The organism is Epibacterium sp. ABV4_022, from assembly GCF_056159345.1.
The window spans coordinates 818,630-838,157 of the sequence record NZ_JBSWVA010000001.1; the positions used below are offsets into that span (position 1 = coordinate 818,630).

Consider the following 19,528-nt stretch of genomic DNA (forward strand, 5'->3'; position numbering starts at 1 on the left):
CTGAATTCTAATTGAAATCAGAGGTGTTCTTGCTGCGGCATGCCAAGGATGTGAAAGCCGCCATCGACGCGGATGATCTCACCGGTGGTGTAGGCCCCTGCGTCCGAGGCCAGATAGACCGCTGTGCCGCCCACCGCTTCAAGGGTCGCATTGGACCGCAAGGGGGCGTTCTGCTCGGTGTGCTTGTAGGTCTTGCGCGCACCACCGATCGCAGCACCGGCGAGCGTTTTCATCGGGCCGGGAGAGATCGCATTGACGCGGATGCCATCGGGGCCGAGGTCATTGGCCAGATAGCGCGTGGCGCTTTCCAGCGCGGCCTTGGCCACACCCATCACGTTGTAGTTCGGCGTCACCCGGTTGGAGCCACCATAGGTCAGCGTCATCATGGTGCCGCCGCCGTTTTCCTGCATCAACGGATAGGCGCGACGCGCCACCTCGATGAAGGAATAGGCGGAGATATCCATGGAGTTCTTGAAGTTCGCGCGGCTGGTGTTGATGAACCGACCGGTGAGTTCGGTCTTGTCCGAGTAAGCAATCGCGTGAACTAGGAAATCAATCGTCGGCCAGCGCGCGCTCAGCTGTTCGAAAGCGGTGTCGAGCGAGGCATCATCGGTGACATCCACATCCACCATAAAATCGCTGCCTACAGAGGCCGCGAGCGGCTCCAGACGTTTGCCAAAGGCTTCACCCTGATAGGTAAAGGCCAGCTCGGCCCCTGCCTCATGCATCGCCTTGGCGATCCCCCAAGCGATGGAGCGGTCATTTGCCACCCCCATGATCAGGCCCCGTTTGCCGGCCAATACTCCTGTCACGGTCGTCAATCCTTGTACTTGCTCAGAACCATGGAGCCGTTGGTGCCGCCAAAGCCGAAGCTGTTGGTCATGACACTGTCGAGTCCTGCGTTTTCAACATATTGCGTGGCCACTTCGCCGTCTTCGATGCCCTCGGCAAGGGTGTCGACGTTGATGGATGGCGTGATGAAATCATTGTCCAGCATGAGGAGGCAGAAGATCGCCTCCAGCGCGCCCGCCGCGCCCTGTGCGTGGCCGGTCATGGATTTGGTCGAGGAGATCGGCGGCACATTGCCTGCGCCGAATACACGGCGTGCGGCCTCAACCTCGCCCACATCGCCCACCGGCGTCGAGGTGCCATGCGCGTTGATATAGGAAACCTTGCGGCCTTCGGGCAGGGTTTGCAGCGCCAGACGCATCGCGCGCTCACCGCCCTCGCCGGAGGGGGCCACCATGTCGTGACCGTCGGAGGTCGCGGCAAAGCCTGTCACTTCGGCGTAGATCTTGGCCCCACGCGCCAGCGCATGTTCCAGATCCTCAAGCACCACAATGCCGCCACCGCCGGAGATCACAAACCCATCGCGGTCCTGATCAAACGCGCGGGAGGCTTTTTCAGGCGTGTCGTTGTATTTGGAGGACATCGCGCCCATGGCGTCAAACAGACAGGACAGGGTCCAGTCCAGTTCCTCGCCGCCACCGGCAAACATCACGTCTTGCTTGCCCATCATGATCTGCTCAGCCGCGTTGCCGATGCAATGCAGCGAGGTGGAGCAGGCCGAGGTGATCGAGTAATTGATGCCCTTGATCTTGAACGCGGTCGCAAGGTTCGCCGAGATCGTGGAGGACATGCACTTCGGTACCGCAAAGGGGCCGATGCGCTTGGTTGCGCCGGTTTTCAACACGGTCTGATGCGCTGTCAGCATCGACGAGGTCGATGGCCCGCCGGAGCCGGCCACCAGGCCAGTGCGTTCGTTGACGACCTGATCGTCCGCGAGGCCCGCGTCCGCAATCGCCTGGCTCATGGCGATATGGGCATAGGCGGCACCCGGACCCATGAACCGCAGGGTGCGCTTGTCCACATGCTCGGCCGGATCAATTTTCAGCGTGCCCGCGATCTGGCTGCGAAAGCCGTGTTCGGCCATCTCTTCGCTGGCGACGATGCCGGATTTCCCGGTCTTCAAGGAGGCGATGACCTCCTCGGCATTGTTCCCGATCGAGGAAACGATCCCCAAGCCGGTGACGACGACGCGACGCATGTTGCGTACTCCTGTAACTGGTGTGAAGGGGGCGCACCCCGCATCATGGGCCCGAAGCCCCAAGCTGACCCGGAGGGTGGATCAGGTCTCGGAGAGGGCCACCTTCATATCCTTAACCTGATAAATCACTTCTCCATCCGCTTCCACGATCCCGTCTGCGACGCCCATGGTCAAGCGGCGGGTCTGTACGGCTTTGGTGAAATTGACGCGATAGGTCAGCATTTTGCGATCCGGGCGCACCATGCCGGTCAGTTTGACCTCACCAACGCCAAGCGCATAGCCGCGCCCCTGCCAGCCACGCCAGCCGAGGTTGAAGCCGGTGAGCTGCCACAGGCCGTCAAGGCCAAGGCAGCCGGGCATGATCGGGTTGCCGGGGAAGTGGCAGTCAAAGAACCACAGGTCCGGGGTGATGTCGAATTCCGCGAGGATATGGCCCTTGCCATGCTCGCCGCCATCGGCGCTCACTTCGGTGATGCGGTCCATCATCAGCATGGGCGGCGCGGGCAGCTGCGCATTGCCGGGTCCGAACAGCTCGCCTCTTGCACATTTAAGCAGGTCTTCCTTGTCAAAGCTGCTGGGATATTGGGTCATGTGCGGGGCAACTCCTGCCTGTGGGGTCTGATATTTGTTCACTGCCCCCATTAGCACCGCGTTTACATATCCTGCAAGGGCAGCGCGTTGCCGCAGGTGCGAGGGTCCGCGCCGCAAATCCGGGACGGTGCCGCGTTCGTGTCGCACGCCCACTTTGCAAATCCGTTTGAAAAAGGGCAGTATTCTATCCTATAAGGCCCCGGTAGCAGTGAACGGTAGGAAGGTGATCATGACACCGACCCATGAAGAGAACGCCAACAAGTGGCTGATGGAGGCGGGCCTGCGCCCGACCCGCCAGCGCGTGACGCTGGCCTCGCTGCTGGTGGGCGACGGTCAGCACCGGCACGTCACCGCCGAAAGCCTGTTTGATGCGGCCAAGGACGATGGCGCTGCGGTGTCTCTGGCCACGGTCTACAACACGCTGCGGGCGTTCTGCGATGCCGGTGTGTTGCAGGAAATCACTGTCGACGGCTCCAAGAGCTACTTCGACACCAATGTGCACGACCATCCGCATTACTATTGGGAAGGCGAGGGCCGCGTGACCGACGCCCCTTCCGAGGAGCTGGTGATCCAGTCCCTGCCGCAGCCGCCCGAGGGGATGGAAATCGCCTCGGTGGATGTGGTCATCCGCCTGCGCAAGAAGTAAGCCTCTCAATTTAAATCAGAATTCACGGCCAGACCGCTGGCCAGCGCTGACATGGCGCGTTCCGTTGTCGATCCGGGCACAGGGGTGGCGTGGCAGCTCAGCACGACGGATTCCGTGGCCTGCGGATCACGTACCGGGCGACTGGCGAGCGGCATGCCGTCATAGGTGGTGTCGCTGGCGGGCAAGCTGTAGGCCAACCCGACCCCTTCGCCGCGCGCCGCCATGCTGCGAAGCAGTTCGAGCGACGCCACGCGGTAGGCAACCTGCGGCACCAGATCCGCGGATTTGAACATTTGCATCATATGGGCGATGGACAGACCGTCGCGCGACAGGATCAGGGGCACCTCTGCCAGCGCGGCCAGATTGGTGTCCGGCTGTTGGGCGAGCCGGTGATCCGGCGGCATCAGCGCCCGGGGCGTGACCTGAGAGAGCGGCGTCCGGGTGATGCTCGAATCAAGGCCGAGGTCATAGGTCAGTGCCAGGTCGCAGGTGCCGGCCTTCAACGCGGCAATCAGCGCCTCAAACCCACCCTCGAACACATCGAGCTGCACGTGGGGCAGGGTCGCGCGCAGAAGGCCGAGCGCCCGGGGAATCAGGAAGGGCGCCAGATCGCTGAAACACCCGATGGTGAGAGACAGCGGCGGGTGCGCCGCCGTGCCGGCCTGTTCGAGCCGCGCGGCTTCTGCCAGCAGGGAATCCGCGCCCGCGACGAAATCCCGCCCTGCCGGTGTCAGTTCCAGCGGCGCGCCCTTGCGGCGCAGGAACAGCACCCGCCCCAGATGCGCCTCGATCCGTGACAGCGCCGTCGATAGCGCGGGCTGGCTGACATGCAGGGCATGGGCGGCGCCCGACAGGCTGCCGTGACGCGCGATGGCGGTGACATATTCGTAGTGCCGAAGTGTAAGGTATAACATCAGTGAAATGGTGCCTTAGATAACTATGATTTGAATTTATATTCAGGCGCACAGAAGATCCAGCCGACAGCGATCATCAAGGGAGAGCGATCATGGCACATGCGATGCTGAGCGAGGATCAGGTTGAGGCGTTTCAGCGCGATGGTGCGGTCCTGATCAAGGGGCTGTTCAAGGATCAGGTGGATCTGCTGCGCGCGGGCGTGGCCGCGAATATGGCGCAGCCGGGCCCCTATGCGTCCAACAACGAAAAGGCCGGCGAAAGCGGGCGTTTCTTTGACGACTATTGCAACTGGACCCGCATCCCGGAGTTCGTCGCCGCCATCGAGGCTGCGCCGGTGGCGGAGGTCGCGGCCGATCTGATGCGTTCGGACCGTGTGCAGATGTTTCACGACCATGTGCTGGTCAAGGAACCGGGCACCTCGATGGCGACCCCCTGGCATCAGGATGGCCCCTATTATTTCGTCGAGGGACAGCAGACCGTGAGCTTCTGGTCCCCGCTTGACCCGGTGCGGGAGGCATCGCTGCGCTGTGTCGCGGGATCGCATCGCTGGGAAAAGGAGGTGCTGCCCACCCGCTGGGTATCCGAACAGGGATTCTTTCCCGATGAGGGGCAATACATGCCCGTGCCCGATCCGGACGCCGAGGGCATGCGGGTGCTGGAGTGGCAGATGGAGCCGGGGGACGCGGTTGCCTTTAACTATCGCACCCTGCACGGCGCACGTGGCAACACCTCCGCGCAGCGGCGCCGCGCGTTTTCCCTGCGGTTGGTGGGGGCAGATGCACGCTATGTGGAGCGTCCGGGCCCGACCTCACCGCCCTTTCTGGGGCATGACATGGTTCCGGGGCAGCGCCTGCGCGAAGACTGGTTCCCGGTGCTGTTGCAACGTTAGGGGCAGGGGGTCCCCATGCTTTGGTGCGCGACGTCCCTCAAATACGCCTGGATTGGGGGGAGTTGCGACGGCGTTCAGCGGTCTAGAACCACTGTCCCGGCTCCATCAGCCCCAGGTCCAGCAACTGCCGGGAGTGCCATTCAAACGGTGCGGAATTGTGCCATTTGAAGCTCTTGATGTCGAAGGTGGAGCCTGGGTTGCGCTTCAGCGCCTTGGCGGCCCGAAAGGAGCAGATCGCCGCGGTCAGATTGTGGTGCCACGGGCAGGCGTAGGTATTGTATTCCTGCGTGTTGAACGTGTGGTCGGGTTGCAGCACCAGCCCCTTGTCAGCGCGGAACAGCGCGATGCGGTCGATCTTGCGGCTGGCCTCGGGGATATGTTCTTCGTGCCGCCAGCGGATACCGCCAAAGAAATCCAGTTGCCGATCACGCGGCTCTCCGGAGACCGGATCCTTGCGTCCCTGCGCATAATAACCGGAGCGGTCGAGGCAGGCATCCTCGATCGAAACCGCAGTCGGATGCGCGGTCAGGTCGCCGGCGTAGAGATCGATCACATAGGTCAGCATCGCGGCGCGCCGCTCTTCCATGTGAAAGCTCAGCATCTCGGTCACGGAACGCGTTTCGCAGAACGGGTAGAACAGATATTCGGCGTTGTAGCAGTAATAGAGCCAGCAGCCCGGGGTCGCGGCTGCGATCACCTTGTTCACCGCGTCGGTCACCGCCTCCGGCGGCGTGCAGTCATAAGGAACGCGGTGGACGAGTGCCTCCACATCCGGCGGCAGGGCAAAGGCATCGGGCATCAGGGCGACCACCTGCTTGAAGCCGCAGTTGAGGTGGTGGCGCAGCGTGGTGGCGATTTCCACCTCGTCCTCGATGAAGATCAACGCCACCGGCCCCTTGCGCAGCAGCGGTTTGCCGGTCTGCAGGAAATCCTCCAGGGAGGCATACATCATCGGCGCGATCCTTGTGTTCTGTCCCGGTTCACACCCGGCGCGTTGTCTGGTCTTTGCCGGTAAAATCGGGTAAACGCCTCGCCATTGCAAGCGGTCGGAATTCGCGCTATGCGCAGCCGCTGTTTCCACGCCCGCCCTCCGTCCCTAGAAGGTAGCCCCGCCATGTCCGCGCCCAAGAAGCTCTATATCAAGACCTACGGCTGTCAGATGAACGTCTATGACAGCGAACGCATGTCGGAAGCGCTGGGTGGTCAGGGCTATGTCGAGACCAAGACGCCGGATGACGCGGACATGATCCTTTTGAACACCTGCCACATTCGCGAAAAGGCCGCCGAGAAGGTCTATTCCGAACTGGGGCGGTTCAAGGGGCTGAAGGCCGAGAAACCTGACCTGAAGATCGGCGTGGCGGGCTGTGTCGCGCAGGCCGAGGGCGAGGAAATCATGCGCCGCCAGCCGCTGGTGGATCTGGTGGTCGGCCCGCAGAGCTATCACCGTCTGCCCGAGATGGAAGCCAAGGCGGGCGCAGGTGAAAAGGTGCTCGACACCGATTTCCCCGAGGAAGACAAGTTCGAGCAGTTGAAACGCCGCCCCAAGGCCAAGCGCGGCCCCACCGCGTTTTTGACCGTGCAGGAGGGCTGCGATAAATTTTGCGCCTTCTGCGTGGTGCCTTATACGCGCGGGGCCGAAGTCTCTCGCCCTGCCGATCGTATCCTGCGTGAAGCCGAGGATCTGGTGGAGCGCGGCGTGCGCGAAATCACCCTGCTCGGTCAGAACGTCAACGCCTATCACGGCGCGGGCCCCAACGGGGACATGACGCTGGCGCAGTTGATCTGGGAGCTCGACAAGGTGGACGGGCTGGAGCGCATCCGGTTTACCACCTCGCACCCCAATGACATGATGGATGACCTCATTGAGGCTCATGGCACCTGCGCCAAGCTGATGCCCTATCTGCATCTTCCCGTGCAGGCAGGATCGGACAAGATCCTGAAACGGATGAACCGCAGCCATACCGCCGAAAGCTACATCCGCCTGATCGAACGTATCCGCGCGGCACGCCCCGACATCCTGATTTCCGGCGATTTCATCGTCGGCTTCCCCGAAGAGACCGAAGAGGATTTTCAGGCGACGCTCGATCTGGTGGAAGAAGTGAAATACGGCACCGCCTATTCCTTCAAATACTCCACGCGTCCCGGCACGCCAGCGGCGGAACGCGCGCAGGTGGACCCCAAGGAAGCCGACGACCGGTTGCAGCGGCTACAGGCTCTGCTGACCCGCCAGCAACGCGAAGTGCAGGACAGCATGGTCGGCCGTGAGCTTGGTGTGCTGTTCGAAAAGCAGGGCCGCTTCCCGGGGCAGATGGTCGGCAAGTCCGACTACCTCCACGCGGTGCATGTGGCCGATTGCGACGCGGCGGTCGGCGATCTGCGCCGGGTCCGGATTGTGTCCTCGGGCGCCAACTCGCTGGCCGGCGAGCTGATCGACTAACCGCGCGGCCGGTCTCGGGGTGCCGTGTATGGGGGCGCGGCCCGGCAGTGGCAGCGCCCTTTTGTGTACTTGGCAAGTGTGCTTGGCAGGTGCGGTTGGCAAACCACGCAGGCCCGCGCGACTCAGGGTCTGCCGGAGTGTCATTCGTATTTTCGAATTTATGATCGATTGGCCGCGCCGCGTGGGCAATCGCTGGCCGGGTTTGGGACTGTTTCTCAGAATCGCCCTTTGGGCGGAATTTTTCCCCTTTAAGTCCCGGATATTCAGGGAAAATTAGCATAAACTGGTGAAGTAATTAGGACCGGAGAGGCCAGAAGGACGCTCTCTGAAGTGGGCCAACTGAAGGAAGCCTGTTGTGTTGAAACGAATTCTAGGCAAAGCCAGCGCGGCCCTCGCTTGCGCTGTGATCGCCGTCTCGCTCGCGGGTGTTTCATCCGCGGTTGCGCAGGATGAAAATCCGATCCGGGTAGAGCGCTATGTCCCCACGATCTGGGTCGATCCCGATGGATGCGAGCACTGGGTCATGGATGATGGCGCCGAAGGGTATATGACCACTCATATGACGCCGGATGGCAAACCCGTCTGTCGACGCGGCCGCCTCTGCGGCATGATGCCCACGGACCAGTTCTTTCCGACCAATCAGCATGGAATCAACGCCGCCGGGCGCAAGCGTCTTCAGGAGTGGTTTCAGAAGACCATGCCAGGCACACGCGCGTTTGTGATTGCGGGGCATACGGACAGCCGGGCGTCGGATGAATACAACATGGCCCTGTCCCAGCGCCGGGCCGATGCGGTGGCGCGGGTTGCACGCTCTGTCGGGGCACGCATCGACGACGTGCGCGCCTATGGCGAGCGCAGCCCCCGTGTGCCGAACCGGGGCGCTGCAAACATGGCGCAGAATCGCCGTGTCGAAATCTACTGCATCAGCCGCTGAGGGGGCAAATATGACAATTCTCAAGGGATTTTCCGCCCTGGCGCTTGCTCTTGCTGTCGCGGCCTGTGGTGATGTGTCCGACAAGACCCGCGACCAGAACATCTTTGACGGTGGCAATGGCGATCTGGCCGGCCTGAGCGCTGGCATCTGGGTTGACCCGCAGGGCTGTGAGCACTGGATTATCGACGATGGTGTCGAGGGGTACATGGATCCGCGGCTGACACCGGATGGCAAACCGGTGTGCAACAGCGAGCTGCCGCGCAACACCGCGAGCGGGCCGTTCAAGGCGGGATCGCAGTTCTCCGACGCGATTTGACGCGGCGCTGACGGATCGGCCCGTCGCCTGCCCGACCATCCATGGTCGTTGACGCCAGTCCAACGGGGCTGGCGTTCCTGCGTCTGCCGGACTTCGGCGGAGCTTTGCCGGGAAATTGTTTCAGTTGCGTGAAATTGAGGCCGCCTATCCGGGCGAGCCCTTGCGCGCACATGGCATTCGGGGGCAGACTGAGGGGGCAATACCAAAACAGGAGAGCCGTTTGGCCACCAGTGTTCTGCCCCCGTCCTCCGAGCACGCCCAGCCACCCGAAGTGCTGCTGGAATTTCCTGACAACCGACTACTGATCGAGCTGTGCGGCGAATTTGACCGCAACCTCGCCGAGATCGAGCAACGCATGGGCGTGCAGATCATCCGGCGCGGCAATCAGCTGATCGTGCACGGTGATGCCGAACTGCGCGTGCAGGCCGGTGAGTTGTTGCAGGCGCTTTATGAGCGCTTGGAAAGCGGTCGCCCGGTGGAGCGCGAAGACATCGACCGGGAAATCCGTCTGGATCGCTCGGACGAAGACAGCGACGCAGGCCCCGACAGCCAGCTGGAGATGTTCTCGGGCGGCAAGGTCGAGATCAAGACCCGCAAGAAGCTGGTGGAGCCGCGTACCGACGCGCAGAAGGTCTATGTGAAGAACCTCTTCGAACACGAGATGGCCTTTGGCATCGGACCAGCGGGGACGGGCAAGACCTATCTCGCCGTGGCCGTTGGGGTCTCGATGTTCATTCAGGGGCATGTGGACAAGATTATCCTGTGTCGTCCGGCGGTTGAGGCGGGCGAACGTCTGGGCTTCCTGCCCGGCACGCAGGAGGAGAAAGTCGACCCCTACATGCAGCCGCTCTATGATGCGCTGAATGACTTCCTGCCGGGCAAGCAGCTGGCCAAGCTCAAGGAAGAAAAGACCATCGAGATCGCGCCGCTGGCCTTCATGCGCGGGCGCACGCTCTCCAATGCCTTTGTGGTGCTGGATGAGGCGCAGAACGCCACCACCATGCAGATGAAGATGTTCCTGACCCGTCTGGGTGAGGGGTCGCGCATGGTGATCACCGGCGACCGCTCTCAGGTCGATCTGCCGCGCGGGGTGCAATCCGGCTTGCAGGATGCCGAACGCCTGCTGACACCGATCCCCAAGATCTCATTCAACTATTTCACCGCCAAGGATGTGGTGCGCCACCCGCTGGTGGCGGCGATCATCGAGGCCTACGACAAGGACGAAATCTCCGGTTGAGGGCGCCTGTGCGCTGCGCCCCTGCCGCGGCCAATGGTGGTGGCGGGCAGGACAGATGCCTTCGGCGAGGATATTTATGAGAAGTTGAAAGGCTCAGTCTGCAAGATCGTATCGCATAAAAGCGCTCTCGGGGTGGGCTTTGTAGGCGCCGAACGGGGCGCAGTATCGATACCCGAGACTCTCGTAGAGGGCGCGGGCTGCGTCAAAGGGCGGCAATTGGTCGGAGCCGGTTTCCAGCAGCAGCACTTGAGCGCCCGAGTGGGCGGCAACGTCGTGAAGCCGCTGCATCAGGGCGCGGGCGATGCCGCGTCCGCGGGCGGCGGAGGCAACATGCACGGATTTGACTTCCATTCGCCCCGCCCCGAGATCCTTTAGCGCGCCGCACCCCAGAGCGATGTCACCGTCGTAGGCGGCATAGAACCGGATGTCCGCCGCTTGCAGACCCGCAAGATCCAGCGCATGGCAGGCCTCCGGCGTGCTGGTATGTGATGTATGTGTCAGATGCGCCTCCAGCAGCGGCCGGATCGCGGGGCTGGCGGGGTCTGCGGGGCGGATGTCGAAGCGGGCGGTCATCGGCGGGGGCTTTCTTGTGACGGGGTGCAGGGGGAAAGGTTCTTTTTTTCCCAGCCGCGTCAAGCTATGGCGGCAGTATGATATTGGATGTTGTGATCGAAGATGCCCGCTGGGATACGGCGGCGCTGAATAAACAGGCAGAAGTCGCCGTGGCGGCCACGCTTGCGTATCTGGAGCTGCCGGCTGAGGACTGGGAAATCACTGTGCTGGGCTGTGATGATGCGCGGATTGCGGATCTCAATGCCGAATTTCGCGACAAGCCAAAGCCGACCAACGTGCTGAGCTGGCCTGCGCAGGAGCTTGCCGCCGCGGAGGAGGGCGGTCAGCCTGCGCCGCCGGAGGTGGATTTCATGGGCGACGCGGCCTTGGGCGACATCGCGATTTCCTATGAAACCTGCATGAAAGAAGCCGATCTGGCGCAAAAACCGCCCGAGGATCATATCCGCCATCTGCTTGTTCACGGAACCTTGCATCTTTTGGGGTATGATCACATTCGTGACGGCGACGCCACGGTTATGGAAAGATTGGAAGTCGGGATACTTGGCAAACTGGGTATCCCTGACCCATATATCATAGAGGACGGGCCGTAGGCGGCCTTTTTGGAATGGATCAATGGGCGATATAGAAGGCAGTTCTAACGCAGCGCATGGCGCGCTGCAGGATATTGAAGCGACGGAGCCGAAGCTGAATGGGGCGGAGACGCCCGGGTTCCTGAGCAAGATTTTGGGGAGTTTCTCCCAGATCGCTGAAGACGAGGCTCCCAAAAACGGGACCGAAGAAGTTTTGGCGGACCCACCACCGGGTATGATGAACCTGCGTCGTTTGCGGGTCGAGGACGTCGCCATTCCCACGGCGGAGATCGATGCCGTGCCGGTGACCATCTCGCGCGATGAGCTGGTGCAGGTTTTCCGCGACACCGGGTTCACCCGCATCCCCGTCTATGAGGGCACGCTTGATACGCCCCTGGGGTTTGTCCACCTCAAGGATCTGGCACTGACCTACGGGTTTGATTGCGAGAACGACGATTTCCAGTTGGCGCGTATGGTGCGCCCCTTGCTGTTTGTGCCCCCGTCGATGCCGATTGGCGTGTTGCTGACCAAGATGCAGGCAGAGCGCCGGCATATGGCGTTGGTGATCGACGAATACGGCGGTGTTGACGGGCTGCTGACGATCGAGGACCTGATCGAACAGGTCGTTGGCGAGATCGAGGATGAACACGACAGTGGCGAGGATCAGACCTGGGTGCAGGAAAAGCCCGGCTGCTATGTGGCGCAGGCCCGAACGCCGCTCGGTGAGTTCGAGGGCGAGATCGGCATTCCGCTGACGCAGCACGAGGATGTGGACGGCGAGGAGATCGATACGCTCGGGGGGCTGGTGTTCATGCTTTCTGGCCGGGTTCCGGCGCGTGGGGAGGTGATCCAGCATCCCGAAGGTCCCGAGTTCGAAGTGATCGACGCCGATCCGCGCCGGATCAAACGTTTGCGGGTGCGCTTGCCGGGCATCGCCGCCGAATGAAGCTGGCGCGTGCGGTGCGGCCTGTGGCGGCGCTGATGCCGGCCTTTGTTGCGGGCGCGATCCTCGCGCAGGGGTTAGCGCCTGTGGCGGCGGTTTGGGCGGCTCCCTTGGCGTTGTTGGGCGTGGCGTTGCTGTATCTTCATGCCGGGTCCGCGCGTTGGTCCGGCTGGATCGGCTGGCTGTTTGGCTATGGCTACTTCGGTTTTGGCCTGTCCTGGATCATGGAGCCGTTTCAGGTTGATGCGGCCACCTACGGGTGGATGGCCCCGTTTGCGCTGGCGCTGCTGGCATCCGGGTTGTCGCTGTTCTGGGCTTTGGCCTTTTGGGGGGCTGCACGGCTGGGGCGCGGAGACTGGCGGATGTTCACGCTGATCGGCTGCTGGAGCCTGGCGGAGTTGGCGCGCGCCTATGTGTTGACGGGGTTCCCTTGGGCCGGGATGGCGCAGCTTGCCATGCCGGGTGAGTTGGCTTTGCGAGCGGTGCCGTGGGTCGGGTCGCACGGGTTTGCGATGCTGCTCCTGCTGTGCGTGCTGCCCCTGGCGCTGGTCTTGCGCCGGCCGGTGGTCGCGCTTGCGCCGCCGCTGGTTGTGATCTGCGCGGTGGCCTGGATGCCGGATGGCCGACAATTTGGTGGCCGCTTGCCCCTGACCGAGCAAACGATACGGCTTGTGCAGCCCAATGCACCGCAGTCCGAAAAATGGATGCCGGAGAAGCGCTGGACCTTTGTGCAGCGCATGCTGGAGTTCACGGCCGCCCCGGTGTCCACCGGGCTGGCGGCAGGGGGGCGGCCGGATCTGGTGATCTGGCCGGAGACGGCGATCCCCACCTTGCAGAATTACATCGCCGACCTGCGCCCGGCACTGGTCGAGGCCGCGGGAGGGGCGGAACTGATCTATGGCATTCAGCGGCAGGAAAATGGTCGCTACATGAACTCTGCCGTGGTGATGAGTGCAGAGGGAGAGGCGCTCGACATCTATGACAAGATGCATCTGGTGCCCTTTGGGGAATACATGCCGCTCCCGGCGCTTTGGGAACGGTTCGGCGTCTTCGGCCTCGCCTCCCGCGTCCGCGGTGGCTATGCGCCCGGCACGCAACGCAGGCTTCTTGATACGACCGCCGGCCGGGCGCTGCCGTTGATCTGCTATGAGGCGGTGTTTGCGCAGGACGTGAACGCAGCGCCGGACCGCCCCGACTATCTTGTTCTGATCACCAATGATGCCTGGTTCGGGAGCTATTCCGGCCCCTATCAGCATCTCGTTCAGGCGCAGCTGCGGGCGGCGGAGCAGGGGGTGCCGATGGTGCGGGCGGCCAATACCGGGATTTCGGCGATCATCGGACCTTATGGCCAGATCCGCGACAGCCTGGCGCTTGATACCGCGGGATATCTCGACGCCCGCTTGCCTGCTGCCTTGCCGGCAACGGTCTACAGCCGCAGCGGCGATTGGCCGGCATTGGTCCTGGCCCTGCTGCTGACAGGTGTCGCAGCGCTGCCACGTCTGGGCATGAAACGCCGGCAAACACTTGCTTAATCTCTTCAAGCTATAGATTGACCAGCATCATGAACGCGCGTACTGCGTTCCGATTGCCGCCACAACGGCTTCCTGGCGTGGCGGTCTTACATTCAATGGAGCACATCTCTCATGAGCCGCACTACCTATACCTTCACCTCGGAATCCGTTTCCGAGGGTCACCCGGACAAAGTCTGTGACCGGATTTCCGATGCCGTTCTGGATGCGCTGATTGCCGAAGAACCCGAGGCGCGTGTCGCTGCCGAGACGTTCGCCACCACCAATCGCGTGGTGATCGGCGGCGAGGTCGGGCTGGCCGATCAGGCCAAGCTGAAGGACTATATGGGCAAGATCGATGAGATCGCGCGCGCCTGTATCAAGGATATCGGCTACGAGCAGGACAAGTTCCATCACGAGACTGTCGAGATCACGAACCTCCTGCACGAGCAGTCCGCCCATATCGCCCAGGGTGTCGATGCCTCTGGCGACAAGGACGAAGGTGCGGGTGATCAGGGGATCATGTTCGGGTTTGCAACCGATGAGACCGATGCGCTGATGCCGGCGCCGATCCAGTTCTCCCACGCGATCCTGCGCCGCCTCGCCGAGGTGCGCAAGAATGGCAGCGAGCCCGTGCTGGGCCCGGATGCGAAGTCTCAGATCTCGGTGCGCTATGAGAATGGCAAGCCGGTCGAAGTCTCCTCTTTGGTGCTGTCGACCCAGCATCTCGATGAGACCCTGACGTCGAATGACATTCGCGCCATCGTCGAGCCCTATATTCGCGAAACCCTGCCCGACGGGTGGCTGACCGACAACACCGTCTGGCACGTGAACCCGACCGGCAAATTCGTGATCGGTGGTCCGGATGGGGATGCCGGGCTGACCGGGCGCAAGATCATCGTCGACACCTATGGCGGCGCAGCTCCCCATGGCGGCGGTGCCTTCTCCGGCAAGGATCCAACCAAGGTGGACCGGTCCGCCGCCTATGCCGCGCGTTATCTGGCCAAGAACATCGTTGCCGCAGGGCTGGCGCATAAGTGCACCTTGCAGCTGTCCTATGCGATCGGCGTCGCCGCGCCGCTGTCGATCTATGTGAACACGCATGACACCGGCGCCGTCCCCGATGAACGGATCGAGGCTGCTGTGCGTCAGTGCATGGACCTGACCCCGCGCGGCATTCGGACCCATCTGGAGCTGAACCGGCCGATCTACCAGCGGACCGCCGCCTATGGCCACTTTGGTCGTGCGCCCGAAGCGGATGGTGGGTTCTCCTGGGAACGCACCGACCTGACCGAGGCGCTGAAAGCGGCCGTCTGACACGGTTGGGCAATGCAATCCGATTGAAGAAGGGCGGGCTATCCCGCCCTTTTTTCTGCGCGTGGCGTTTGGTCCCTTGCCTGTGATGGGGCGGAGCGTGCGGTTGAGGGGAGAAAAGGAACTGGCATGGCCGGGGGCGACGGCGCTATGCAGGGGGCGATAGGTTTCATCAGGGGTATTTCCAAAATGACCACCCGTTTCCGACCGGCATGTGTCCTCAGCTTTCTGTGTCTTGTGGGGATGGCGCTCCCGGCAGTGGCGCTTGACCCCGGCGGTGAGCGCCTGCGTGTGGCAGGTGAGACGCTGATTTTTGACACCGAGGTGGGGGGCGAGGATCAGCCGGGAGAGATCGTGGTCGAGGACATCGACCGGGTCCGCGCCCTGTTGCAGGCGCATCCCGATGTCAGCATGTTGCGCCTGAATTCCAGCGGTGGCAGCATCTACGCCAGTTCCGAGATCGCCTGGATCATCGCCGACTACGGGCTTGATACGCAGGTGGACGGAGAATGCGTAAGCGCCTGCGTCGACATCTTTCTCGCCGGGGCGCGACGTCAGATGACGCTGGGGTCCAAGATCGGCTTTCACCGCCGCTCCTGGTCACCCGGGGCCGTCGAGAGCTATTATGACGACCTGCGTCAGAGCCGGGGCTGGGATACCCCCTTTGTTTTTGGGTCCTGGATCTACGAAGATACCCAGCGTGAGATGTATGAGTATCTCCGCTACATGCTGACGCGTGGGGTCGAGGCCGAGTTTGCCATCGAGACCTTGCAGGTGGATTCGGGGGATGAGTGGTATCCCTCGCGTCTGCGGTTGATCGCGGCAGGTGTCTTGCGCGAGGAGGCTCCGTGAGGAGCTGCGTTGCGCTGACTGCGCGGCAGAGCCAGCGCATGCCTGCGGTGCTGGGGGGCAGGGTTCATGTATGAAACGCGCCGCACCCCGCCGATCTCGCGAGGTCGGTTCCTGCGCCGGATGGGCTGGCATGTCGGGGCGGCGGCGGGCCTGGTCGTGGGGTCAATCACGGCGGGGGCATTGATCCTGATGCACCTGGAGCAGATCGCGCTCTCGGAGGCGCTGTTGCACGCCGCGACGCTGGTGAGCGGCCTGGGGCTTGTGCAGATGCCGGGTACCACGCAGGCGCAGGTGTTTGTCAGCCTGTTTGCGCTCTATAGCGGATTTGTCGCGCTGGCGGTGTCCGGGCTCATCGTGGCACCGGTCGCACACCGGTTGTTGCATTGGTTTCATTGGGAGGACACGGCCGAGCAAGACAGCAGCGGCCCCGACGCCACCACTGACGACTGAGGGCAGCACGATAGCGGGTGACTTGACGGCGGGCGTGCTCTGCGGCACAGGGAAGCGCGATTTTTCAGGTGGCTCTATTGCATCCGCGATACCCGCCATCACTCAGAGGACACCAGCCCCGATGTCAGACAAGGATGCCCCGGCCGGCGCGGCTGCTGCGCGTAGCGAAGATATGGATGCGGCGGACAAGCATGCCTCCGGTGCGCCCTGGCGTAACTTCTACGGGCGCTTCAAAGGCAAGCAGTTGAAGCCAAACCAGGTGCGGGACCTCGACGAGATGCTGCCTGGGCTCAGCCCGGGAGCTGTCGGCTGGGACGAAAACCCGGATCGGGTGCCGCTGGATCTGGCGCGCCTGTTTGACGGGCGCGAGGTCTGGCTCGAAGTGGGGTTTGGCGGCGGCGAACATCTGGTGCACCAGGCGCAGTCCAACCCGGATGTCGGCATCATTGGCGCAGAGCCATATGTGAATGGGGTTGCGATGCTGCTGGGGAAGCTGCGCAAAGCGGGTTTGGGCAATGTGCGCGTACACCCCGGCGACGCCCGGGATCTGATGGATGTGCTGCCGGAGCAGAGCCTGTCGCGGGCGTTTCTTCTGTATCCGGACCCTTGGCCCAAGGCGCGCCATCACCGTCGCCGTTTTGTAACGCCCGAGCACCTCGAACCGCTTGCCCGTGCGCTGAAGCCCGGCGCGCTGTTTCGCGTGGCAACGGACATTCCGGATTATGTGCGTCAGACCCTGGAGGAAGTGCCCAAGGCCGGATTTGAGTGGCTTGCGGACGGGCCCTCCGACTGGCGCCAGCCCTGGGCGGACTGGATTTCGACCCGCTACGAACAAAAGGCACTGCGCGAGGGGCGCACGCCGCACTACCTTACCTTCCGCCGCAAGGGGTAGCGGGGACAACTGCGGCTCCCGGGCCCGATCGCTGTTCCGGAGACGGGGGCGCTCCCGCCCGTCGCCCCTGCATATGAAATGCACGGCCTCCCGTTGGGCCCGGCAGGCCGCGCCGGAGGCGCGGCCTGCCCCACCGCGATTTGCGGAGCAAAGCGCAACACCTTGGACCTTGCGCCATGTGGTCAGGTGCTTGACGATGGACGACCGTTGCGTCTTGCGCTAACAGCCTTGCAACCGACTGCACAGAGAGGAACTGCCATGTCCGGCCACGGAACGCCCATCCCGATGACCTCCCGCCGCGCCACTGCGCTCAAGGGCGAGGCCCATGTTCCGGGGGACAAGTCGATCTCGCATCGGGCCTTGATCCTCGGCGCGATGGCGGTGGGGGAAACCCGCATTTCCGGTCTTCTGGAGGGCGAGGACGTTCTGGATACGGCCAAGGCGATGCAGGCGTTTGGCGCAGAGGTCATCAATCATGGCGGCGGCGAATGGTCCGTCTTTGGGGTCGGTGTCGGCGGCTTTGCCGAGCCGGAGAACGTGATTGATTGCGGCAACTCCGGAACCGGCGTGCGCTTGATCATGGGCGCGATGGCGACGTCCCCGATCACTGCAACCTTCACCGGGGATGCTTCGTTGAACAAACGGCCGATGGCACGGGTCACCGATCCGCTGGCCCTGTTTGGGGCGCAATCGGTGGGCCGCGAAGGCGGTCGCCTGCCGATGACCATCGTCGGTGCGGCGGATCCGGTTCCGGTGCGCTACGAGGTGCCGGTGCCGTCGGCGCAGGTGAAATCGGCCGTTTTGCTCGCCGGACTCAACGCCCCCGGCCAGACCGTTGTCATCGAGCGCGAAGCCACCCGGGATCATTCGGAGCGGATGCTGGCAGGCTTTGGCGCAACGATTACCACCGAAACCACGGATGAGGGGCGCGTCATCACCCTCACCGGTCAGCCGGAACTGAAGCCGCAGGTGATCGCCGTCCCGCGCGATCCATCCTCTGCCGCCTTCCCGGTGTGCGCGGCGCTGATCACGCCCGGATCGGATGTGCTGGTTCCCGGCATCGGTTTGAACCCGACCCGGGCCGGCCTGTTCTACACGCTGCAGGACATGGGCGCCGACCTCAGCTTCGAGAACCCGCGCGAAGAAGGCGGCGAGCCGGTCGCTGATCTGCGCGCGCGATACTCTCCCGACATGAAGGGGATCGAGGTGCCACCCGAACGCGCCGCCTCCATGATCGACGAATATCCGGTGCTGTCGGTTGTCGCGGCCTTTGCAACAGGCACCACCATGATGGCCGGCGTCAAGGAGTTGCGCGTCAAGGAGAGCGACCGCATCGACGCCATGGCCCGCGGCCTGCGTGCAAATGGTGTTTCCGTTGATGAAGGCGAAGACTGGTGGAGCGTGGAAGGGTGCGGCCCCGATGGCGTCAAGGGCGGCGCAACCGCCGAAAGCTTTCTGGATCACCGCATCGCCATGTCCTTCATGGTGATGGGGATGGGCGCGCAAAACCCGGTGTCCGTCGATGACGGCAGCCCCATTGCCACGTCCTTTCCGATTTTTGAACGGCTGATGGGGGATCTCGGGGCGAACCTCAGCCGCGACAATCAATGAACTGCCACCTGTCGAGAAAATTCCCGGGGGAGGCCAGCGCCGCCTGCCGGGGTTGGCATCGCCCGCCCAAGTTGCTGTGAGGAGAAGGGTCTGATGAGTTTTACCGTTGCAATTGATGGCCCCGCAGCTGCGGGCAAGGGCACCATTTCGAAGGCGGTCGCGGCGCACTTCGGCTTTGGGCATCTCGACACCGGATTGCTGTACCGCGCGGTTGGCGCGCGGATGCTGGACGGGGCCGAGCCGGTTGCCGCCGCAGAGGCGCTGGAGGTGACGGACCTGGATCGCACGGATCTGCGCACCGCCGAGGTGGCTCAGGCCGCATCAAAGGTTGCGGTGATTGCCGGAGTGCGGGCGGCATTGGTGGATTTTCAACGCGCCTTTGCTCGCCGCTCCGGCGGGGCTGTCATGGACGGGCGTGACATCGGCACGGTGATCTGCCCGGAGGCGGAGGTGAAGCTCTTTGTCACCGCCAGCGCCGAAGTGCGCGCCACGCGCCGGTTCCGGGAGTTGACCGGCAACGGCGGGATCATCACGCTTGAAGAGGTGCTGGCGGATGTCCGCGCGCGGGACGAGCGCGACATGCACCGGGCCGAAGCGCCGCTGAAACCAGCCGATGATGCGGTGACACTGGATACCAGCAGCCTCAGCATTGATGAGGCGGTCGGTCAGGCGGTTGCTCTGGTGGAGGCCCGCCGAAGCACCTGAGCCGGTTACCATGCCTCATTGCTGCGTGTGGCGCCCCCTGCAGGGGCGCCTTTTTCATTTCACCTAGAGACAGACGGGTTGAAACCGGATCGCATGGCG

Annotated in this window: 21 protein-coding genes and 1 riboswitch; of the genes, 15 read left to right on the plus strand and 6 right to left on the minus strand. The window is 63.1% G+C overall.

Features of this window, described 5'->3' with window-relative positions; translation table 11 throughout:
• Positions 1-17: 17 nt before the first annotated feature.
• The 3 genes from ACXAF5_RS03920 to fabA all read right to left on the minus strand — a co-directional run bounded on the left by ACXAF5_RS03920 (position 18) and on the right by fabA (position 2,638).
• Complete coding sequence (locus ACXAF5_RS03920) at positions 18-812, minus strand: enoyl-ACP reductase FabI (RefSeq protein WP_005676343.1); 795 nt, start codon at positions 810-812, stop codon at positions 18-20.
• Between the two features lie 5 nt (positions 813-817).
• Positions 818-2,047 carry a beta-ketoacyl-ACP synthase I gene (gene fabB / locus ACXAF5_RS03925; protein ID WP_474945606.1) on the minus strand — a complete coding sequence of 410 codons (1,230 nt, stop codon included), beginning with the start codon at positions 2,045-2,047 and terminating at the stop codon, positions 818-820.
• Between the two features lie 81 nt (positions 2,048-2,128).
• On the minus strand, positions 2,129-2,638 hold the full coding sequence (gene fabA, locus ACXAF5_RS03930; RefSeq protein ID WP_239318928.1) for a bifunctional 3-hydroxydecanoyl-ACP dehydratase/trans-2-decenoyl-ACP isomerase: 510 nt from the start codon (positions 2,636-2,638) through the stop codon (positions 2,129-2,131).
• Positions 2,639-2,867: 229 nt separating this feature from the next.
• Between fabA and irrA the strand changes: the two genes are divergently transcribed.
• On the plus strand, positions 2,868-3,284 hold the full coding sequence (gene irrA / locus ACXAF5_RS03935; RefSeq protein WP_239318929.1) for an iron response transcriptional regulator IrrA: 417 nt from the start codon (positions 2,868-2,870) through the stop codon (positions 3,282-3,284).
• Between the two features lie 5 nt (positions 3,285-3,289).
• Here irrA and ACXAF5_RS03940 read toward each other — a convergent pair whose 3' ends face one another.
• Entirely contained in the window at positions 3,290-4,198 is a 909-nt protein-coding gene (locus ACXAF5_RS03940; protein ID WP_474945607.1) for a LysR family transcriptional regulator, read from the minus strand.
• A 92-nt stretch (positions 4,199-4,290) separates the two neighbouring features.
• On the opposite strand from ACXAF5_RS03940, the gene ACXAF5_RS03945 reads away from it, so the two are divergent.
• Positions 4,291-5,088, plus strand: coding sequence for a phytanoyl-CoA dioxygenase family protein (locus ACXAF5_RS03945; protein ID WP_474945608.1), 798 nt, complete (start codon positions 4,291-4,293; stop codon positions 5,086-5,088).
• An 82-nt stretch (positions 5,089-5,170) separates the two neighbouring features.
• Here the strand turns inward: ACXAF5_RS03945 and ACXAF5_RS03950 are convergent, their stop codons facing one another.
• Positions 5,171-6,040: a glycosyltransferase family protein gene (locus ACXAF5_RS03950; RefSeq protein ID WP_474945609.1), complete on the minus strand. Its 870-nt coding sequence runs from the start codon at positions 6,038-6,040 to the stop codon at positions 5,171-5,173.
• A 162-nt stretch (positions 6,041-6,202) separates the two neighbouring features.
• On the opposite strand from ACXAF5_RS03950, the gene miaB reads away from it, so the two are divergent.
• The 4 genes from miaB to ACXAF5_RS03970 all read left to right on the plus strand — a co-directional run bounded on the left by miaB (position 6,203) and on the right by ACXAF5_RS03970 (position 10,012).
• Entirely contained in the window at positions 6,203-7,525 is a 1,323-nt protein-coding gene (gene miaB, locus ACXAF5_RS03955; protein ID WP_474945610.1) for a tRNA (N6-isopentenyl adenosine(37)-C2)-methylthiotransferase MiaB, read from the plus strand.
• A gap of 367 nt (positions 7,526-7,892) precedes the next feature.
• Positions 7,893-8,459 carry an OmpA family protein gene (locus ACXAF5_RS03960; RefSeq protein ID WP_239319213.1) on the plus strand — a complete coding sequence of 189 codons (567 nt, stop codon included), beginning with the start codon at positions 7,893-7,895 and terminating at the stop codon, positions 8,457-8,459.
• A 10-nt stretch (positions 8,460-8,469) separates the two neighbouring features.
• Positions 8,470-8,775: a hypothetical protein gene (locus tag ACXAF5_RS03965; RefSeq protein ID WP_239318934.1), complete on the plus strand. Its 306-nt coding sequence runs from the start codon at positions 8,470-8,472 to the stop codon at positions 8,773-8,775.
• Positions 8,776-8,995: 220 nt separating this feature from the next.
• Positions 8,996-10,012 (plus strand): PhoH family protein, encoded by a 1,017-nt coding sequence (locus ACXAF5_RS03970; RefSeq protein ID WP_474945611.1) that lies wholly within the window; start codon positions 8,996-8,998, stop codon positions 10,010-10,012.
• A 93-nt stretch (positions 10,013-10,105) separates the two neighbouring features.
• On the opposite strand, the gene ACXAF5_RS03975 is transcribed toward ACXAF5_RS03970, so the two are convergent.
• Positions 10,106-10,585: a GNAT family N-acetyltransferase gene (locus ACXAF5_RS03975; RefSeq protein WP_474945612.1), complete on the minus strand. Its 480-nt coding sequence runs from the start codon at positions 10,583-10,585 to the stop codon at positions 10,106-10,108.
• Between the two features lie 77 nt (positions 10,586-10,662).
• Here ACXAF5_RS03975 and ybeY point away from each other — a divergent pair, with 77 nt between their 5' ends.
• The 9 genes from ybeY to cmk all read left to right on the plus strand — a co-directional run bounded on the left by ybeY (position 10,663) and on the right by cmk (position 19,429).
• Positions 10,663-11,175: an rRNA maturation RNase YbeY gene (ybeY, locus tag ACXAF5_RS03980; protein WP_474945613.1), complete on the plus strand. Its 513-nt coding sequence runs from the start codon at positions 10,663-10,665 to the stop codon at positions 11,173-11,175.
• Positions 11,176-11,197: 22 nt separating this feature from the next.
• Positions 11,198-12,100 carry a hemolysin family protein gene (locus ACXAF5_RS03985; protein ID WP_474945614.1) on the plus strand — a complete coding sequence of 301 codons (903 nt, stop codon included), beginning with the start codon at positions 11,198-11,200 and terminating at the stop codon, positions 12,098-12,100.
• Positions 12,097-13,629, plus strand: coding sequence for an apolipoprotein N-acyltransferase (gene lnt / locus ACXAF5_RS03990; protein WP_474945615.1), 1,533 nt, complete (start codon positions 12,097-12,099; stop codon positions 13,627-13,629). The genes ACXAF5_RS03985 and lnt overlap by 4 nt, the downstream gene beginning before the upstream one ends.
• A gap of 53 nt (positions 13,630-13,682) precedes the next feature.
• Positions 13,683-13,732: riboswitch (SAM-SAH riboswitch) on the plus strand.
• A gap of 8 nt (positions 13,733-13,740) precedes the next feature.
• Positions 13,741-14,922 carry a methionine adenosyltransferase gene (gene metK / locus ACXAF5_RS03995; protein ID WP_239318941.1) on the plus strand — a complete coding sequence of 394 codons (1,182 nt, stop codon included), beginning with the start codon at positions 13,741-13,743 and terminating at the stop codon, positions 14,920-14,922.
• Between the two features lie 186 nt (positions 14,923-15,108).
• On the plus strand, positions 15,109-15,771 hold the full coding sequence (locus ACXAF5_RS04000) for a COG3904 family protein (RefSeq protein WP_474945616.1): 663 nt from the start codon (positions 15,109-15,111) through the stop codon (positions 15,769-15,771).
• 66 nt (positions 15,772-15,837) lie between these two features.
• Complete coding sequence (locus tag ACXAF5_RS04005; protein ID WP_474945617.1) at positions 15,838-16,221, plus strand: hypothetical protein; 384 nt, start codon at positions 15,838-15,840, stop codon at positions 16,219-16,221.
• A 121-nt stretch (positions 16,222-16,342) separates the two neighbouring features.
• Entirely contained in the window at positions 16,343-17,113 is a 771-nt protein-coding gene (trmB, locus tag ACXAF5_RS04010; protein ID WP_474945618.1) for a tRNA (guanosine(46)-N7)-methyltransferase TrmB, read from the plus strand.
• 258 nt (positions 17,114-17,371) lie between these two features.
• Positions 17,372-18,724 carry a 3-phosphoshikimate 1-carboxyvinyltransferase gene (aroA, locus tag ACXAF5_RS04015; protein WP_474945619.1) on the plus strand — a complete coding sequence of 451 codons (1,353 nt, stop codon included), beginning with the start codon at positions 17,372-17,374 and terminating at the stop codon, positions 18,722-18,724.
• 93 nt (positions 18,725-18,817) lie between these two features.
• A complete protein-coding gene (gene cmk, locus ACXAF5_RS04020; RefSeq protein ID WP_474945620.1) occupies positions 18,818-19,429 on the plus strand; it encodes a (d)CMP kinase in 612 nt (203 codons plus the stop codon).
• Positions 19,430-19,528 lie beyond the last annotated feature (99 nt).

Excerpts from the sequence above, each read along its gene's own strand:
- miaB (WP_474945610.1), top strand. The coding sequence starts at position 6,203 with ATGTCCGCGCCCAAGAAGCTCTATATCAAGACCTACGGCTGTCAGATG.
- ACXAF5_RS03950 (WP_474945609.1), bottom strand. The coding sequence starts at position 6,040 with ATGATGTATGCCTCCCTGGAGGATTTCCTGCAGACCGGCAAACCGCTG.
- ybeY (WP_474945613.1), top strand. The coding sequence starts at position 10,663 with ATGATATTGGATGTTGTGATCGAAGATGCCCGCTGGGATACGGCGGCG.
- ACXAF5_RS03940 (WP_474945607.1), bottom strand. The coding sequence starts at position 4,198 with ATGTTATACCTTACACTTCGGCACTACGAATATGTCACCGCCATCGCG.
- ACXAF5_RS03975 (WP_474945612.1), bottom strand. The coding sequence starts at position 10,585 with ATGACCGCCCGCTTCGACATCCGCCCCGCAGACCCCGCCAGCCCCGCG.
- fabA (WP_239318928.1), bottom strand. The coding sequence starts at position 2,638 with ATGACCCAATATCCCAGCAGCTTTGACAAGGAAGACCTGCTTAAATGT.
- ACXAF5_RS04005 (WP_474945617.1), top strand. The coding sequence starts at position 15,838 with ATGTATGAAACGCGCCGCACCCCGCCGATCTCGCGAGGTCGGTTCCTG.
- irrA (WP_239318929.1), top strand. The coding sequence starts at position 2,868 with ATGACACCGACCCATGAAGAGAACGCCAACAAGTGGCTGATGGAGGCG.
- trmB (WP_474945618.1), top strand. The coding sequence starts at position 16,343 with ATGTCAGACAAGGATGCCCCGGCCGGCGCGGCTGCTGCGCGTAGCGAA.
- ACXAF5_RS03985 (WP_474945614.1), top strand. The coding sequence starts at position 11,198 with ATGGGCGATATAGAAGGCAGTTCTAACGCAGCGCATGGCGCGCTGCAG.
- aroA (WP_474945619.1), top strand. The coding sequence starts at position 17,372 with ATGTCCGGCCACGGAACGCCCATCCCGATGACCTCCCGCCGCGCCACT.
- ACXAF5_RS03965 (WP_239318934.1), top strand. The coding sequence starts at position 8,470 with ATGACAATTCTCAAGGGATTTTCCGCCCTGGCGCTTGCTCTTGCTGTC.
- lnt (WP_474945615.1), top strand. The coding sequence starts at position 12,097 with ATGAAGCTGGCGCGTGCGGTGCGGCCTGTGGCGGCGCTGATGCCGGCC.
- cmk (WP_474945620.1), top strand. The coding sequence starts at position 18,818 with ATGAGTTTTACCGTTGCAATTGATGGCCCCGCAGCTGCGGGCAAGGGC.
- metK (WP_239318941.1), top strand. The coding sequence starts at position 13,741 with ATGAGCCGCACTACCTATACCTTCACCTCGGAATCCGTTTCCGAGGGT.
- ACXAF5_RS03945 (WP_474945608.1), top strand. The coding sequence starts at position 4,291 with ATGGCACATGCGATGCTGAGCGAGGATCAGGTTGAGGCGTTTCAGCGC.
- ACXAF5_RS04000 (WP_474945616.1), top strand. The coding sequence starts at position 15,109 with ATGACCACCCGTTTCCGACCGGCATGTGTCCTCAGCTTTCTGTGTCTT.
- fabB (WP_474945606.1), bottom strand. The coding sequence starts at position 2,047 with ATGCGTCGCGTCGTCGTCACCGGCTTGGGGATCGTTTCCTCGATCGGG.